The 18514-nt window shown below is 30.0% G+C and carries 13 protein-coding genes and 1 pseudogene; all 14 read left to right on the top strand.

Features of this window, described 5'->3' with window-relative positions; all coding sequences use genetic code 11:
* Positions 1–6: 6 nt before the first annotated feature.
* Entirely contained in the window at positions 7–507 is a 501-nt protein-coding gene (locus ACKVDP_RS10480) for a PcfB family protein (RefSeq protein WP_409228798.1), read from the top strand.
* The gene (locus ACKVDP_RS10475) at positions 504–2396 is read left to right on the top strand and encodes a VirD4-like conjugal transfer protein, CD1115 family (RefSeq protein WP_409228797.1); all 1893 of its coding nucleotides are present in this window, start codon (positions 504–506) and stop codon (positions 2394–2396) included. The genes ACKVDP_RS10480 and ACKVDP_RS10475 overlap by 4 nt, the downstream gene beginning before the upstream one ends.
* Before the next feature lie 157 nt (positions 2397–2553).
* The gene (locus ACKVDP_RS10470) at positions 2554–2766 is read left to right on the top strand and encodes a Maff2 family mobile element protein (protein WP_409228796.1); all 213 of its coding nucleotides are present in this window, start codon (positions 2554–2556) and stop codon (positions 2764–2766) included.
* A 9-nt stretch (positions 2767–2775) separates the two neighbouring features.
* Positions 2776–3645 (top strand): VirB6/TrbL-like conjugal transfer protein, CD1112 family, encoded by an 870-nt coding sequence (locus tag ACKVDP_RS10465; protein WP_409228795.1) that lies wholly within the window; start codon positions 2776–2778, stop codon positions 3643–3645.
* Between the two features lie 14 nt (positions 3646–3659).
* Entirely contained in the window at positions 3660–3950 is a 291-nt protein-coding gene (locus tag ACKVDP_RS10460; protein ID WP_409228794.1) for a hypothetical protein, read from the top strand.
* Positions 3950–4345, top strand: coding sequence for a PrgI family protein (locus tag ACKVDP_RS10455; RefSeq protein WP_409228793.1), 396 nt, complete (start codon positions 3950–3952; stop codon positions 4343–4345). The genes ACKVDP_RS10460 and ACKVDP_RS10455 overlap by 1 nt, the downstream gene beginning before the upstream one ends.
* Entirely contained in the window at positions 4296–6707 is a 2412-nt protein-coding gene (locus ACKVDP_RS10450) for a VirB4-like conjugal transfer ATPase, CD1110 family (RefSeq protein ID WP_409228792.1), read from the top strand. The genes ACKVDP_RS10455 and ACKVDP_RS10450 overlap by 50 nt, the downstream gene beginning before the upstream one ends.
* Positions 6708–7439: a phage antirepressor gene (locus tag ACKVDP_RS10445; protein WP_409228791.1), complete on the top strand. Its 732-nt coding sequence runs from the start codon at positions 6708–6710 to the stop codon at positions 7437–7439.
* 463 nt (positions 7440–7902) lie between these two features.
* Positions 7903–9462: pseudogene (locus ACKVDP_RS10440) on the top strand (CD1108 family mobile element protein); the annotation flags it as partial.
* 10 nt (positions 9463–9472) lie between these two features.
* Positions 9473–9706 carry a hypothetical protein gene (locus tag ACKVDP_RS10435; protein ID WP_409228789.1) on the top strand — a complete coding sequence of 78 codons (234 nt, stop codon included), beginning with the start codon at positions 9473–9475 and terminating at the stop codon, positions 9704–9706.
* Positions 9707–9740: 34 nt separating this feature from the next.
* Positions 9741–10724 (top strand): CD1107 family mobile element protein, encoded by a 984-nt coding sequence (locus ACKVDP_RS10430; protein ID WP_409228788.1) that lies wholly within the window; start codon positions 9741–9743, stop codon positions 10722–10724.
* 218 nt (positions 10725–10942) lie between these two features.
* Positions 10943–15553, top strand: a complete 4611-nt coding sequence (locus ACKVDP_RS10425) for a sacsin N-terminal ATP-binding-like domain-containing protein (RefSeq protein WP_409228787.1) — start codon at positions 10943–10945, stop codon at positions 15551–15553.
* Between the two features lie 220 nt (positions 15554–15773).
* Complete coding sequence (locus tag ACKVDP_RS10420) at positions 15774–17822, top strand: DNA topoisomerase 3 (RefSeq protein WP_409228785.1); 2049 nt, start codon at positions 15774–15776, stop codon at positions 17820–17822.
* 413 nt (positions 17823–18235) lie between these two features.
* Positions 18236–18514, top strand: a 279-nt coding sequence (locus ACKVDP_RS10415; protein WP_409228784.1) for a sigma factor, incomplete at its 3' end; no start/stop codon positions are given.

The raw sequence follows: 18514 nt of genomic DNA, 5'->3' as shown, positions 1-18514 counted from the left end.
ATCTTTATGCAAGAAGAAGTTAACAGTAAAACAGTTGCTATAAGCGTTCAAGCTTCAAAGGTATCAATGCAAACTATGTTTAAAGTAGCTCAAGCAGCTATAAGAGATATAGAAAATAAGAAAAAAGAACAAAAATCCAAGTCCTTAAATAAAGGGAAGCAAACTACTAAAAAGAAAATGACAGTAAATGAATTCACCAAAAAGTATGATGGACTTAAAACAGTTGAAATTGATGATTCAAATATTAAAAGTTTTGAAAAGTATGCAAGAAAGTATAATTTGGAATATGCTCTTAAGAAAGATAAGACAACAGATCCACCTACCTTTGTCCTATTTTTTAAGGGTAAAGACACCGATATGATATCACAAGCCTTTAAGGAAATGATTAATGACAACATGGTAACAAAGAAACCTAGTTTACTAGAAACACTAAAGAAATTCTCAGAAAAGGCTCTAGGAATAAATAAAGATAAGACAAGACATAAACATAAGGAGCAGAGCCTATGATGACACCAATAGAAGATTTGAAAATGTCAATTGAAACTACAGATAAAAAGAGATTTGTAGTCAGATTAGCCCCTTATATAGTTATAGCGTTCATATTCCACAAAGTTAGCTATCTATACAATCTATTACCTGAAGGGAATATAATTTTAAAACTATTAGAAGTTTTGAAATATCTAAAGTATATATTTAAGTCTCCTTTGATTAGCTTTAATATAATGGATTGGTTAGTTGGAATAACAATATCAGCCATAATATTTGCCATAGTGTACAGTAAAGGCAAAAATGCAAAGAAGTATAGAAAAGGTGAGGAGTATGGTTCTGCAAGATGGGGAACTACTAAAGATATTCGTCCTTTTATGGATAAGTGTTTTGAAGATAATGTTATTTTAACTCAAACTGAAAGGCTAACCATGGATTCAAGACCAAAGAATCCAAAAAACTCTAGAAACAAGAATGTTCTTGTTGTAGGTGGTTCAGGATCAGGTAAAACTAGATTCTATGTTAAACCAAATTTGATGCAGATGCACTCATCATATGTGGTGACAGATCCTAAAGGAACTTTGTTAACTGAATGTGGGAAGATGTTAGCTAAAGGAGCTCCTAAAAGAAAGTATAGTAAGGACAATAAGGAGCTTAGAGATAGAAAAGGTCAACCAGTATATGAAAGGGATAGAAATGGTAAAATCATTTATGAACCTTATAAGATAAAGGTTTTAAATACTATAAATTTTAGTAAGTCCATGCACTATAATCCCTTTGCTTATTTACAGAATGAGAAAGATATCTTAAAACTTGTAAATACAATTATAGTAAACACAAAAGGTGAAGGGGATAAATCAGGAGAAGACTTCTGGGTAAAGGCTGAGAGACTTCTATATACTGCATATATTGGCTTAATATTCTATGAAGCACCAGAGGAAGAACAAAACTTTACTACTCTTTTAGAATTAATAAATAAAAGTGAAACTAGGGAAGAAGATGAAAGTTATAAGAATCCAGTAGATTTAATATTTGAGTCATTAGAAGAAATAGATCCAAACCACTTTGCAGTAAGACAGTATAAAAAATATAAACTAGCTGCTGGAAAGACTGCAAAATCTATCTTGATTTCATGTGGTGCAAGGCTTGCTCCTTTTGATATAAAGGAATTAAGAGATTTAATGGCATATGATGAAATGGAGCTAGACACTATTGGAGATAGAAAAACAGCCTTGTTTATCATTATTTCTGATACAGATGATACTTTTAACTTTGTTGTGGCTATGCTTTATACACAACTATTTAACTTGCTTTGCAATAAGGCCGATGATATTTATAATGGCCGATTGCCTATCCATGTAAGGTGTTTATTAGATGAATTTGCAAATATAGGAACTATCCCTAAATTTGAAAAACTAATTGCAACTATACGTTCAAGAGAAATTTCAGCAAGTGTTGTTTTGCAAGCACAATCTCAGTTAAAAGGAATTTATAAAGATCATGCAGATACAATAGTTGGAAATTGTGATACAACATTATTTCTGGGAGGGAAAGAGAAGACTACTCTAAAGGAGATATCAGAGATATTAGGAAAAGAAACAATTGATTTATATAACACATCTGAGAATAGAGGTAGGGAAAAATCTCATGGACTTAATTATCAAAAAGTTGGAAAAGACCTAATGAGTCAAGATGAATTAGCAACTATGGATGGTGGAAAATGTATATTACAACTTAGAGGAATACGTCCATTTCTATCCGATAAATATGATATTACAAAGCATAAGAATTACAATAAACTATCTGATTATGATGAAAAGAATACTTTTGATATAGAGAAAATGCTAAATACAAAACTTACATTAAAAGGTAATGAAGAGATAGAAGTAATAGAAATTCCAGATTTATAACAAAAATGCAACTAAATACTATGTCAAAAGGCAGTAGAAACCTACTGTCTATTTTTGTGTCAACAAACAGAATTCAAGTAAGTAGCTCGAGATGCTTATTAGGCTTCTGTTTTTTATATAGATAAAAATTAATGAAAAAATTAGGAGGAAAACAAATATGGAGTTTTTTAACAGTGCAGTAGATACATTAGGAACATTAGTAGTAGCTCTAGGTGCAGGACTTGGAGCTTGGGGTGTTATAAACCTTCTTGAAGGTTATGGTAATGACAATCCAGGTGCAAAATCTCAAGGCATTAAACAACTTATGGCTGGTGGAGGAGTAGTTGTTATAGGCTTAACTCTAATCCCATTACTTTCTGGATTGTTTTAGGCGGATAAGATGTTTGGTCTGTGGGAAAATCTCACAGAATGGATCAAAGAATTACTTTTAGGGGTCATACAAAACAATTTAGAGAATATGTTTGCTGATGTGAACGAAAAAATCGGTACAATTGCAACTGAGGTTGGTACTACCCCTCAAGGGTGGAACAGTGATGTTTTTAATGTGATTCAATCCTTATCAGAAAATGTCATTGTTCCAATTGCTGGCTTAGTAATTACATTTGTATTATGCTATGAGCTTATTATAATGATAACCGATAGAAATAATTTGCATGATATAGATACATGGATATTCTTTAAATGGATTTTTAAGGCATTCATTGCAGTAACTATTGTTTCAAATACTTGGAATATAGTGATGGCAACTTTTGATGTTGCCCAGCATATGGTTAATCAAGCATCAGGGGTAATCAGTTCCGAAGCTAGTATAGATATTTCATCAAATATTGAATCCATGATGCTTGGTATTGAAGAGATGGAAATCTCTGCTCTTTTAGGATTAATGTTAGAAACTACTATAGCAAGATTTGCAATGAATGCTATTTCTATTTTAATAACAGTAATATTGTATGGCCGTATGATTGAGATCTATCTTGTGAGTAGTGTGGCTCCTATCCCTATGGCGACACTAGCTAATAAAGAATGGGGACAAACTGGTACAAATTATTTTAAAGGTCTATTTGCTTTAGCAATTCAAGCTTTTTTCATAATGGTATGTGTAGGTATATATGCAGTATTAATAAGAACTCTTACTGTTACTGACAATATCCATGCAAGCATTCTAATGATATTAACATACACGGTACTATTATGTTTTAGCTTATTTAAGACTGGTTCATTAGCAAGGTCAGTACTAAATACACATTAAAAAAGGAGAATTATATGAATAGAAAAAGAGAAGAAAAGATTGAAAAGATTAATTTATTAGGGGTTGGATCAGTAATACTTTCCGGAGGTCTAACTGCTTATACAATGTATAAATTATTAAAGGAAAGGAAGAAACAAAGTATAATAAATGAAATTATATTCTCAAATCAAGAATTAATGTTAGATGAATTAGGATATCACGAGGAAGTCCTTGAAGAATTTGATGAAAGGCTTTCAAATACCAAGGATACAGAGAGTTCTATGGTCAATTTATCCGATATTAAAATTGAAGAGGGGAAAAAATAATGGCTTTTGTACCTGCACCAAAAGATTTAAGCAAAGTAAAAACAAAGGTTGCACTTAATCTAACAAAAAGGCAATTGATCTGCTTTTCTTTAGGAGGAGCAGTTTCAATTCCTGTCTATCTAATTTTTAAAGGAATATCTGGAAATGAAGTATCTATGATGGCTCTAATAATAATTGCTTTCCCTTTTTTCTTTATGGGAATTTTTCAGAAAGATGGGATCCCACCGGAAAAGTATATAAGCTATGTGATCCGTCAAAAGTTTCAATATCCTAAGGTTAGGGTGTATAAGACACAAAATATGTATAGAGAACTATCTACAAGCAGAAGGGATGTGAATTTAAACATTGAAGCAACAAAAAAGACAAGGAATAAGTCCTCAAGAAAACAAAAGTAAATTAAATAACAAGAGAAATAGCAAAAAAAATAATCATAAGAAAAACAAAGATATTAATGTACCATCTACTGTCCAAGAAACAATCCCATATAAAAGAATTTTACCAGATGGGATATGTCAAATAGATAGGAGAAAATTTTCTAAAATTGTACAGTTTTATGATATTAATTACCTGCTTGCACAAAATGAAGATAAATCCTTAATATTTGAGAGCTATTGCGAGTTTTTAAATTATTTTGATTCATCAATTTCTATTCAGCTTACATTTTTAAATCAAACTGGAAAGGGCGAAGAAATGGTGGATAATACCCATATTGAAGAACAAGATGATGAGTTTAATGATGTACGAAAAGAGTATTCAGATATGTTGAAAGAACAATTAGCAAAAGGAAATAACGGTCTTTCAAAAACAAAGTATATTATTTTTGCTATTGAAGCAGATAATATAAGGCTTGCAAAACCAAGACTTGAAAGAATTGAGAGTGATATTATTAATAATTTCAAGGCAATGGGCGTGAGTGCCTTTAGTCTGAATGGTAAAGAAAGATTGGAGTTGCTATATGAGATCTTAAATCATGATACTAATACTAAAATGAGTTTTAACTGGAATTTAGTTAAAGAAGGTGGTATGAGTACAAAAGACTTTATTTCACCTAGTTCTTTAAATTTTTCCGACCATAGAATGCTTAAAATAGGTAATATGTATGGTGCTGCATCATTCTTACAAATCCTTGCTCCTGAACTCTCTGATAGTATGTTAGCAGAATTTTTAAATATGGAAAATGATATTCTTATAAACTTTCATATTCAGTCTTTAGATCAATCAGAAGCTATAAAAAACATTAAACATAAAATATCTGATTTAGACAAAATGAAAATTGAAGAGCAAAAGAGAGCAGTGCGAGCAGGATATGATATGGATATTATTCCATCAGATTTAGCAACTTTTGGTAAGGAAGCTAAATCACTACTGGAAGAATTACAATCTAGAAATGAAAGAATGTTTTTAGTTACAATTATATTTTTAAATACTGCAAGAACGAGACAAACACTAGAGAATATAATACTTCAAACATCAGGGATTGCACAAAAGTATAACTGTCAGTTAAAGAGATTAGATTATCAACAAGAGCAAGGTTTTGTTTCATCTCTTCCTCTAGGAAAGAATGAGATTGAGATTGATAGAGGTTTAACTACAAGCTCAACAGCTATATTTATTCCTTTTACAACACAAGAACTATTTATGGATGGAGAAAGCCTCTATTATGGCTTAAATGCTCTATCTAATAATATGATTATGGTTGATAGGAAGAAATTAAAGAATCCTAATGGTTTGATTTTAGGAACTCCTGGATCAGGTAAGTCCTTTAGTGCTAAGAGAGAGATAACAAATGCATTTCTTATAACTAAGGATGACATTATTATCTGCGACCCTGAAGCAGAATATAATCCTCTAGTTGAAAAGCTAAACGGACAAGTAATAAAGATATCCCCTACATCAACTCAATATATAAATCCTATGGATTTAAATCTTGATTACTCCGATGATGAGAATCCATTATCTCTAAAGTCAGATTTCATTTTGTCACTTTGCGAGTTAATTATAGGAGGAAAGACAGGGCTTGAACCAGTTGAGAAAACAATAATAGATCGTTGTGTTAGATTAGTATACCAAAATTATTTACAAGATCCTAAAGCAGAAAATATGCCAATATTAGAAGACTTATATAATTTACTACGTGCTCAAGTTGAACCAGAAGCTCAAAGATTGGCCACTGCTATAGAAATATATGTAACAGGTTCATTAAACTTATTTAACCATCAAACGAACGTAGATGTTAATAATCGTCTAGTATGCTATGACATAAAAGAACTTGGAAAACAGTTAAAGAAAATAGGTATGCTTATTGTCCAAGATCAAGTTTGGAATAGAGTTACAATTAATAGAACAGAAAAGCGTAATACAAGATATTATGTAGATGAATTTCACTTGTTACTAAAAGAAGAGCAAACAGCATCATATTCAGTTGAAATATGGAAGAGGTTTAGAAAATGGGGAGGTATGCCTACAGGTATAACACAGAATATAAAAGATTTATTAGCTTCTAGAGAAATTGAGAATATATTTGAAAATAGTGATTTCATATATATGTTAAATCAAGCACATGGAGATAGGCAAATACTTTCTAAACAATTAAATATATCTCCTCATCAGTTATCTTATGTGACCAACTCTAATGAAGGTGAAGGACTATTATTTTATGGTAATGTCATAATTCCTTTTATTGATAAGTTTCCTAAAGACACTATGCTTTACAGGGTAATGACTACTAAACCAGACGAGGTGATGAAGGAGGAATAAATGAACCAAATCAAGACATTTACCAATCCAATATTTGGTGATGTAAGAACACTACAAGATAAATATAATAATCCTTGGTTTGTTGGGTTAGATGTAGCTAAAGCCTTAGGTTATTCAAATACTAGAGATGCACTAATTAGGCATATAGAGGATGATGATAAAGCTAGCGTCGGGATTCACGACGGCAGGCAAAAACGAGAAATGACACTTATAAATGAAGCAGGTCTTTATTCTCTAATTTTATCTTCAAAGCTACCACAAGCAAAGGAGTTTAAAAGGTGGATTACAAGAGAGGTTATACCATCCATAAGAAAAAATGGAGGATATATATACAATCAAGAGGAAATGAGCGAAAAGGAATTACTTGCTAAAGCATTAGAAGTTGTTATGAGAATTAATGAGGAAAACAAATCAAAAGTTATATTTGCTGAAAGTCTATTAGGCTCTGATGATTCAATATTGATAGGAAATCTTGCAAAGATACTAAGACAAAATGGGATAAACATAGGTAGAAACCGTCTTTTTCATTTCTTGAGAGAGGCGGGTTTTTTAATGAAACCAAACGGTGAAGACTATAATCTCCCAACGCAAAAATCTGTGGATATGGGTTTAATGGAAATTAAAGAAAATGTATATTTTAAAGATAACAAAGAACCTAAAATTTCTCTTACAACAAAGATAACATCTAAAGGACAAGAATACTTTATCAGATTATTTTTGGATAAGGATTGATGGAGGTGATATATTGCCAGATAAAAGTTCAAATTCTTCAAAGGCAGATAAGATAGAAAAAACTCAAAAACAAAATCAGAAGAAAATAAGAAAATTAGAGAAAAAACTAGGGTTTGAAGAAAATAGGAAAAAATCAAGCTCATTAGATTTTTCGGATGAAAAACACATTAAGAGAGGTATTACTGATGGTTCAATGGCTGGGGTCTTTGCAACTAGGAAAGCAGTTAATGAAAAAGAAGATGAGAATGTAGGTATTGAGTCTATAGAAGGGGTTACTTCTGGAGTAAATACAGTTAAACATGTAGGCAGAGGTCTTGAATCATATCAAGAAAAAAGACAAGAGAAAAAGCTTCAAAAGTATCTTAATCAAGATGCAAAGTTAGAACAAAAGATAGGATTTGAGAAAGTATATGAAGAAAAGTATAAACCCAAAGGTTCAAATAGGATAAACAACTATTTTTACAAGAAAAAAATACAACGAGAGTACAATAAGGAAATACGCAATACGACTGGAGCAAGACTTATAAGGGGATTTAGGGAAACAACGAGAAATGCTTGGAACTCAATAAAACTAGGTTCTAAAAAGTCATCGTTATATATCTTAGGTCTCCTTTTTTTATTCTTTGGAATAATGGCTTTAATGCATTCGTGTTCATCAATTATAATGGGTGGTTTAGGTTCAATAGCAGGAAGCTCTTATCAAGCTGATGATATTAATGTAACTAATGCAGACATTGAATATACAAAACTTGAAGCGAGTTTATTAAAAGAAATACAAGATATTGAAATAAATAATCCTAATTATGACGAATATAGATACAACCTTTCGTCAGTTGGCCATGATCCCCATGAACTCGTTGCCTACTTAACTGCTTTATTTCAAGATTTTAGAGTCAATGATATTCTTTATGAAATTGAAGATGTTTTTAATTCCCAATATGATTTAACAACTCAAGATGTAATTGAAAGATATACCACCACAAGAACTGTTACGGATCCTGATACAGGAGAAAGAATAACAATTCGTGAAGTACATGAGAAAAAAATATTAGTTGTAACCTTAAATTTAAGACCATTAGATTTAGTGCTCAAAGAAAGAATGAATGATGAACAAAATGAAATGTACAATATTTTAATTGAAACAAAGGGCAACTTTATGTCCTTCCCATCACCAATAGATGGAGAATGGAAATCGGCTATTACATCAATGTTTGGATATCGAATCCATCCAATAAGTGGAGAAATGGTTATGCATAATGGAATTGATATTGCAGGTGATGAAGGCGCTAGATTAAAGGCTATCTTTGATGGAAGAGTAGTTGAAGTAGCATTTGATAGAAATGGATTTGGTAATTATGTCATTATAGAACATGAAAGTGGTGCACAAGCCCTATATGCACATTGCTCTTCTATAGATGTAAATGTAGGCTATAAAGTTACAAGGGATGATGTAATTGCAAGAATGGGAAGCACAGGGAACTCAACTGGGAATCATCTTCACCTAGAGTTAAAAGAGCCAAGTGGTGAGAGACTTAATCCTTATTTCTATTTGCATAGTGAAATAGATGAGTATCCTTTATCTGCCTCAACATATTATAACGGTTATACAGGAAATTATGGCAATCCAGGTATTGCTTATGATACTGAAACTGTTAGGCAACTTTTTAATGAAGCTGAAAAACATATAGGAAAACCATATGTATATGGAGCTAATGGACCAAATGCTTTTGATTGTTCTAGCTTTGTTGCTTGGTCATTCAGAGTATCTGGAGTAAAACCAGACTTATATAGGACTACTGCTCAAGGGATATTTAATAAGACAACCCCTATTAGTAGAAATGAAGCAAAGGCTGGAGATATTGTGTTTTTTACAGGAACATATAATACAAGCAATCCGGTTTCTCATGTAGGCATCTACGCAGGTAACGGATTTATGCTACATGCAGGCGACCCAATTCAATATACCAGTATAAACACTAATTACTGGAGAAACCATTTTTATGCTTTTGGAAGATTAAACTAAGGAGGAATCAATGAATCGAAAACTAATAAGAAAATATGAAGAGTTAAAGAAACTAAATTTACAGAAAGATAAATTAAATAATAAAATTGACAATGTTGAGCTTGAAATTAAGGAATTAGAGAAAACAGAGATTTATAAGGATTTCTTATCCATGGATATCAGTTTACAAGAATATAAGGAAATTGTTGAAAAAAAGATTAACCAATATCAAGGTAAGGAAGATATTGAATTTAATGAAGAATAAAAACTAAAAGAAAATATAACATAGGAGGTTATGAATGAAAAAGATATTATTTATATTGTGCTCTATATCTCTAGTAATAGCATCAGTTTCAATATTCCCATCTACAAGCTTAGCAGCAGATAGTGAGGAAATTATAATTATTGATGATGAGAGAGATGGTAGTCCTATCATTATAGGGGATGAAAATTATGATCCAGACATTTATATTGAAAAAGAAGAGGGGGATATTTTAAAACCACAGGAAAACAAGACAAGTGGTAATCAAGACATATTAATAAATTCAAGTTCAGATACTGACAATACCCTTGTAGAAGGAGGAAATGAAAAGGGAATAAATCCTCTAGCAACTAAAGAAAACAAAGCAAGAGGCACAGTGATGGAAAATGTAAATAGAAATGGTCAGGATATTACACCTAAAGCAATTAGTGTTGCAAAAGCAGTTGAAGAAGAAAATCCTAAGAAAAATCCCAATGGAGATACAACGACTATTATAAATGACCCTAAAAATCAACCGGAAATCATACCAAGTGAAGAGAGCAAAGAGATAGATGTTAGACAATTTCTAACCTTTCAAACAAAATCAGGCAAGACATTTTATTTAATAGTAGACCATGATAAAAACACTCAAAATGTTCAACTCCTCATAGAAGTAGGAGAACAAGACTTACTGAATATGGTTGAGGGAGAAAAACAAGTAGTTAATAAGACAGTTGGAGATTCTAAAACCATAGAAGAATTACAAAAAGAAAGAGAAGCTCAGGAACAAGTGGAGAAAGAAGCAGAGTTGGAAGTTGTAGAAGAGGGAAAGAAAAACTCTAGTCCTATTTTCTTTATAGCAGTTCTCTTAGTAGTTGGTGTTGCAGGTTATTACTTTAAGATATATAAACCTAAACAAGAAGAGACATATTTTGACGAAGATGACTATGATGATTATGATGATTCATTTGATGAATATTTTGAAGATGATTTAGAAGAGGAATATATAGAAGATACAGAAAATATGGATGAAAACGAATAATTGAGGGGATAGATTTATCCTCTCTCTATTTTGGAAAAAGATCAGAAGTCTAAGCAATTATTAAGTTGTATAGATTATCAAGAAGTAAAAGATATATTAATCGATAGAGCAATCTGTATGGACGGAGAATAATGGAATAATTAAGTTGAGAAAAGATAGAGCATGCTATAAAATTGTAATTAAGGAAAAGGTAAAAATAAAATTAGTAGGTGATATTGATGAATGATAGCCAAAAATACATAGAAACTTTAAATCAAGAATATAAAACAAACCATCTTATTGAGCAGGAAAGAGAATTGCTTATAGGTGAGAACAATATAGAAAAAAGAGATGTTAAAGGCTATCATGGCCGTGAAATATTAGAATTGCTCCAAAATGCAGATGATGCATATCAGAAAAGGATTAATGAGGGCAATATACCAAAATCTGAACTAGAGGTTTTAATTGAATTTAAAAATAACACTTTGACCGTTTCAAATACTGGAACATACTTCGATAAAGAGGGAATTAAAGCAATTGTACAAGGTAATAACACTTCCAAAGATAAAGGAAAATATATAGGGAATAAAGGAACGGGGTTTCGTTCTGTATTAAACTGGACTGAAGAAATAAGAATATATTCTGGGGAGTTTAATATTGAATTTTCCAAAAGTATAGCTGAAAGAAAATTTGAAGAAATTAAAGACAATGTTCAAATAAAAAAACAAATTAACAAACAAAAATCTAAGGGTTCAAAACTATATGTCCCAATTTTAGCAGTACCTCAAAATATTGATGGCATAAAATCTGATTTTGACACAACGATTCAAATGTCAATAGATCCATCTAAGATTATGGATGGATTTGGTGTAGTTGAGCAGATAAAAAATATGGACTTAAGGCTACTTTTATTTTTACCTAACATTGATAGAATTATAATCAACTTAACAGAAGATGGAGAAGATAACACAATCAAATATGAAAGAGAAATTTTCTCTGAAGACTTTAAAAGGGTTAATTTGTATAAATATATTAATAATAAAAAGGAGAATTCTGAGCAATACTATTTATTTGAAAAATTAGTACCTAAAGCTGTTAAAGAGGATGAAGAAAAGAAAGATATTTTGTTATCTATAGCAGTTCCTTTATTATATGATGATTTTGAGAGCAGTACATTATACTCCTTTTTCCCCTTAAATGATACGGAGTCGCCTTTTAACTGTGTAATGCATGCATCTTACTTGTTAGGAGATGATAGAAATAATATTACTAAGAATAATATTAATGAGACTATAATTAAAGAACAACTTAAATTTTTAAAAGAAGTGGCTTTAAAGTTTTCTCGCACCGAATATGGGGATTTGGCATTAAGATTATTGACCCCTAAGAACTATCCTTCAACAAGTAGTTTTCGCAAAAAATGGAAATTCATACCACCGTTTTCTAAATTTAATTTAGAAGATTATTATTTGGATTTAATAAAGGATGCAAGAGTTTTAGAAACAGTGAATGGAGATTATATATCTATAAAAGATTATCCAAAAGTACTAAAGAGTGATTTTCCGGAAATTTTTAAAGGGAATGAATTTAAAAAGATTTTAAAAAACAGTGAAGAAAAACTAGATAAGGAAAACTCATTTTCAATGCTTAAAGATATTGGGGATAACAATGATATAGAATTGAATTATGATGAAGACGACTTACTTAATGTAATCAATTCTATATCAGAAAAATGGGATATAGATAATCATATTAGAGTATTTACATGGTGGAATGATAACTTCAGAAACTCATTGCCTAGACTTTTGAAAACGCAGACAGGTAAATGGATAGGATACCAAGATGAATGCTATTTTTTAGTAGGAAAAATCGGAAAAGGAATACCATCATGGGTTAGGGTCCCATCTTTAGATAAAGACTATCAAAATAAATTTTTTGAGTATGCTAGTAATAATCCTAAAATAATTGAACTTCGAGAAAAAGATAAGGATATTCATATCTCTAGATTGATTTCTCAAAATAAGATATATCCTTTAGTAAATTTCTCTTACCGTGATAAAAATAATATTATTACAACTGTAAATAGTTCTGTGGATACTTATAATAAGGCTATAGATTTTATCAAATGGCTTTGGAGTAACTATCGTTTTGAAGGAAATGGATGGACACCACCAAAAGGTACCGAGTTATCACCTATAAGGTATAATTTCCCCAATGTAAATGATAAAGAGGTATCCAGTGCGGACAAATTGTATTTTGGTGTTGAATATGGAAATAAATTAGCCCCAAAAATGTTTGATGAATCCTATGGTAGCTTTCCTCAACAAAACACATTTATTTATAATACAGTAGATGAAGTTGAATTTATTGATTTTATAAAAAAATTTGGTGTAAATATTTTTCCTAAAATAAACAAGATAAATATTGAACCGAATTTTAAATATAATATGATATATAACAATAAAATTTTGAATAGTCCTGAAATAGGTGCATCTGAATATGTTTATATTGAATATGAATTGCCATTTATCATTAAATTAGAAGATATTCTTAAAAAACTAAGAACAAAGGAAGTAATTTATTGGATTAAAAATGATATATCCTTGCATTCATATTTAAGCAATAAATATTATTCGGAAAATGCAACAATACAATTTATGGGGGCTCGACAGCAATATTATCGAAAATATCGAGGTCAAATTAAAAACTATTTACTGTTTGTTTTTAATAATACTAAGTGGTTAACATTTGGAGATAGTAAATACTCACCTATGGAAGTACTTTGGGGAGTAAATCTCAGAACTAACAACAGGTTTTCAGAGGTTTTTCCAGTTATAGATGCAGAATATTTAGAGATGATTGCTAAGGCCTTAAATTGTGCCTATGCTGAAGTTCTTGAAATAATGGGTTTATTTGATTTTTGTAATAAGATTACTGACTTATCTTCAGATGATTTCTACGGGTTAATGTTAAAATTGCCTAAATATGATTTTTTGAAGAGTGTTGAGCTTTCAAAATCAATATATAGGATTATTGAACAACCTTCCTATTCTAAGGAATTTGTTGAATCAGATAATAAAAGAAAGTTCATTGAAGAAGGAAAAGTCTTAGTCCGGATAAAAGATAAATTGCAGTATTATTTGGCTTCAGAAAGCTATTTACCAAGTTCTCAAATTATAGATAAGAGAAGCATACCAATACTAGATAAAGGGCAAAGAACAAATAATAAAAATTTTGTTCATACTTTTGGATGCAAGGAATACAATAAGGATTTTGAAATAATAGCAGAATCTATTAAAGAAAGTCGAGCTGATACACATTTTCAGATATATTTTAAAGAATTTTTAAAGTTCGCACGTGCATATGGTGAAAAAAATGATAACATTGCTGAACTTGGTGGGAGACTTAAGATAAGTTTAGTTGATAAAATTTGTATAAGAGAAAACAATAATATTATAGAAATTAAAGAAGGCTATTCTATTTTAAAAGAATCAGCAACTAAGTGGTATATTACAATCAACAATGATAATTACGATATTAATTTACTTTCTGAGCAAATCGAAAATATATATTCTAATATAGCAAATACCCCTGGTTTTGATTCTGGAAAAATTGGGGAACTATTTAGAACTGAGAAAAGGAAAGACCGTGAATTTCTAGTAAAAAAAGAATTCGGGACATTGGATGTAATTGAAGATGAGTTTTATAACAATCAACTTAAAAACAATTTTATAGAAACTATCTATAGAATAGACACCAATTTTGATTTAACAACGATGGATGTAGACTTTGATAATTTCTCAAATATTAACAATGGGAAAAAAATCATTGATATCTTAACTAAATTAGGTAAGGATGTAGATGAATTTGCGAATCTTGGTTTTGTTTATACCATAGATTTAATTTCATATTATAAAAAAGAACTAGAAGATTTTTTAAGGAAGGAAAGAACGAATTATATTAATACAATATTTAATCAAGCAATAAATGATGTGACCTTACAAAACACATTTATAAATAAAATAGATAGATTTGATAACTTTAAAATAAAAGAATATAGAAATTCTATTTATTTTAATATTGTTAAGGAAGTGAATAATGAGTTTGGATTTTGGGATATAAAATCCGAAAAAAATGCAGATGAAGCTTATAGAGAAAATTATGAAAAGCTAAATGGTAAAAATCAATTTTCTGATGAAATAACAACTGATAAAAAAGCACAAGAGATGATTTATTTTAATAGAGAAAAAGAATTTAAAGAATGGATAAAGAAACAAGAGTTGACAAAGATTAAAGAAGAAAAAGATTTAGAAAGGGACCCATACAATGAAATAAGGGGGATACTACCAACTGAAACTAAATTTGAGTATTCTAAAGAAGAAACAAATAAAAAAATAAATCATAACAGAAGAAAAGCTGCCTTTACTGAAAAAGAAGATCAGAAAAGTAGAAGAAATAAAAAAATTGCAGGTAACAAAGGAGAATTATTAATATATAACAAATTATGTAGCGAGTATGGAAAAGAAAATATATTTCCTAAATCTGAAGCTTTTGTAGAATTAGGTATTTTAAAGGCAGGACAAGCTAGTTCAGGAGATTATGACTTATCTTATATTGATTTTAATGGAAATGAATATTTTGTAGAAGTAAAGGTAGGAAATGGGCAATCATTTGTAATAACACCAGGTGAACTAGAATTTGCTAAAAATAATCCAAATCAATTTAAAATATATTTGGTTTCAGAAATTGATTCTATAAGTCCAAAATTTAAAGTATTACCTCTAAAATTTTGGGAAGATGATGAATTTATACTTAAGCCAGTTATAGAGCGAATTGAAGTGGAATTTTAATTTATTTATAGGGGAGAAAGAAATAATGTCTAAGAAGTTGATTGAAAAATACTTAAAATATAGAAAGTTAAAAAACAACATAAATAAATGGCAAAATTTCTAATATTCAAGACTTAAGAAGAAAACCATCTGATGAATATGAAGAAGATACAGAAAATATGGATGAAAACGAACAATTGAGGGGATAGATTTATCCTCTCTTTTAAAATTGGAGGTGCCCATGAAATTAGTAATAGCAGAAAAACCATCAGGGGCTAGGAGTATTGCAGAGGTATTAAAAGCATATAACAAATATGATGGTTATTTAGAAGGAAATGGATATATGGTTACTTGGTGTATTGGACACTTAGTCGGATTAGCAGATGCAGATGTGTACGAAAATAGATATAAGAAATGGAAGCTAGAAGATTTACCTATCATACCTGATGTATGGGAAACTACAATATTTAATAATACTTCTAAGCAATTTAGTCTATTGAATAGACTTTTGAATGATAAAAGAGTTAAAGAAATAATATGTGCAACTGATGCAGGTCGGGAAGGAGAACTTATTTTTAGGCTAGTGTACAAGAAGGCTAATTGTAATAAACCAGTAAAAAGACTTTGGATTTCCTCAATGGAAGATTCTGCAATTGAAAGAGGATTTAATAATCTAAAGGATGGTAAAGCCTATGATAATCTATATAGCTCAGCATTAGCAAGAGCAAAAGCGGATTGGCTTGTCGGTATAAATGCGACTCGCTTATTTACAACACTCTATGGTAATCTTTTAAGTGTAGGTAGGGTTCAAACACCGACTTTATCAATGATTGTTGAAAGGGAACATATAATTCAGAACTTTAAAAGTAAGTCTTTTTATCATGTGCAACTTGATTTTGGGGAATTTATTGCAGAATCTCAAAGAATTGAAGATAAGAATAAAGCAAGAGAACTTTTGTCTAGAATCACAAATAATAGTGGAGTGTGTGAGGAACTAGAGGGAAAAGAGCAAGTAATAAAAGCTCCCCTTCCTTTTGACTTGACTACTCTACAAAGAGAAGCTAATAGATATTTTGGTTATACTGCAAAGCAAACATTAGACTATCTTCAAGAATTGTATGAGAAGAAACTGATTACTTACCCAAGGACAGATAGTCGTTATTTAACAGAGGATATGGAAGAAAATATTAAAACAATTATTGAAGATATAAGTGATAATACTAATTATACAAACTTAAATATAAAGAAGATAATAAACAATGATAAAGTTAATGATCATCATGCTATTGTTCCAACTAAAGAAATTAGAAAATTTAATATGAAAGAGTTACCATTAACATTACAAAATATATTTGGTTTAATATATATGAGACTAATATCATCAGTACTAGATGATTGCTTAGAAAAGAAGATCAGAGCTTCCTTTATAGTGAATGATGAGAAATTTGTAGTAACTGGCAAGAAGGTAGTTAAAGAAGGTTTTAAAAAAGTTGAAAATAGCTTTATATCCAAGTTCAAAGAGGCTAAATGTGATAAAGAGTTTAGTGAATTGCCCAATATTATAAAAGGTAGAGAATATGCTATCAAGAATAAAAATATAAGAGAAGGCAAATCTACTTCACCTAAAAGATATACAGAAGATACTCTACTCGGAGCAATGGAGAAAGCAGGCATTGAAGATATAGATAAAGATCTTGATACAGAAAAACAAGGCTTAGGCACTCCAGCAACAAGAGCAACAATTATTGAAAAATTAATATCAATTGGATATTTGGAACGTAAGAAAAAGCAACTTATCCCAACTCATAAAGCTTTTAGTTTAATAACAGTTATTCCAGATGAACTAAAATCTCCATCCCTTACCTCAGACTGGGAGAATATGCTTACAGAAATATCTATGGGTTATATGGAAGCGGATACTTTTATGGAAGGAATAGAAGATTTTGTGAAAGATATCATATCCAATTACTCCCATGTGATTAAAGAAAATCCGTTTCAAACAGACAAAGAAAAGATTGGAAAGTGTCCAAGATGTGGATCACCTATCTATGAATCTAAAAAGAACTTTTATTGTAATAATAATGAATGTAAGTTTGCAATGTTTAAGGAAGACCGTTTCTTCATTTCAAAGAAGAAAAAGCTGAATAAACAAATGGTTATAGAACTACTGAAAGAAGGCTCCACTTTTGTAACAGGATTTTATTCATCAAAGAAAGATAAAAAATATGATGCAATTGTTATATTAGAAGATACAGGCAAGTATGTAAATTATAGATTAGAATTTAAATAATTATTATTGTAGGCTTATATTAAGTTATAACTGAGTCAAAATCAGTATTGTTTGAAAGTCATAATATGATAAACTATAATTAGTAAAATTAAATGTTATGTCGTATAAGTAGAATTATGTGGCATAAATTATAAATAATTGAGTTTGTCACAATAATACAACTGACAAACTCAGCTAAGTTATATTTTATAGGCGATGAGAAAAACTATTAGAATGAATTACTTAAATATATATTTTAATTATTTGAAAGTCGGACTTATTGACTCAAAGGATATCTATAAAAAATATTCTTTGGGTCTTTTTTATATATATAATATTTTTATTTAGGATTCTTGATAGATTCCTATAGTTTGTTACGAAGTATATAGTGAAGGCATAAATAAAACAAAAATTTATCCTTAGGGGGTGTTATATTGAGAATAACGGAGGATAACTTTATTCAAGAGATAAAAAAAAGAAATGAGAAAGCTTTAGAATATGTCATAGAAAATTATGGCTGGATCCTTAAGACTGTTTTAAAAAAGCATTTATTTTATCTTCAAGATTATTATGATGAGTGCATGAATGACTGTCTCCTTGCGGTATGGGAAAATATAAATAATTATAACCCTGAAAAATCAAACTTTAAAAATTGGGTTGGAGGAATAGCAAAATATAAATCAATCGATTATACGAGAAAATATCTAAAAGAT

The sequence above is a fragment of the Gudongella ferriphila genome (assembly GCF_046224405.1).
Taxonomy (GTDB): domain Bacteria; phylum Bacillota; class Clostridia; order Tissierellales; family Tissierellaceae; genus Gudongella.
Note: the sequence above shows the minus strand (reverse complement) of the source record. Positions and strands in the feature narration are given on the sequence as shown.

Coding starts and splice junctions, on each gene's coding strand:
- ACKVDP_RS10480 (WP_409228798.1), top strand. CDS start 7: ATGCAAGAAGAAGTTAACAGTAAAACAGTTGCTATAAGCGTTCAAGCT.
- ACKVDP_RS10475 (WP_409228797.1), top strand. CDS start 504: ATGATGACACCAATAGAAGATTTGAAAATGTCAATTGAAACTACAGAT.
- ACKVDP_RS10470 (WP_409228796.1), top strand. CDS start 2,554: ATGGAGTTTTTTAACAGTGCAGTAGATACATTAGGAACATTAGTAGTA.
- ACKVDP_RS10465 (WP_409228795.1), top strand. CDS start 2,776: ATGTTTGGTCTGTGGGAAAATCTCACAGAATGGATCAAAGAATTACTT.
- ACKVDP_RS10460 (WP_409228794.1), top strand. CDS start 3,660: ATGAATAGAAAAAGAGAAGAAAAGATTGAAAAGATTAATTTATTAGGG.
- ACKVDP_RS10455 (WP_409228793.1), top strand. CDS start 3,950: ATGGCTTTTGTACCTGCACCAAAAGATTTAAGCAAAGTAAAAACAAAG.
- ACKVDP_RS10445 (WP_409228791.1), top strand. CDS start 6,708: ATGAACCAAATCAAGACATTTACCAATCCAATATTTGGTGATGTAAGA.
- ACKVDP_RS10435 (WP_409228789.1), top strand. CDS start 9,473: ATGAATCGAAAACTAATAAGAAAATATGAAGAGTTAAAGAAACTAAAT.
- ACKVDP_RS10430 (WP_409228788.1), top strand. CDS start 9,741: ATGAAAAAGATATTATTTATATTGTGCTCTATATCTCTAGTAATAGCA.
- ACKVDP_RS10425 (WP_409228787.1), top strand. CDS start 10,943: ATGAATGATAGCCAAAAATACATAGAAACTTTAAATCAAGAATATAAA.
- ACKVDP_RS10420 (WP_409228785.1), top strand. CDS start 15,774: ATGAAATTAGTAATAGCAGAAAAACCATCAGGGGCTAGGAGTATTGCA.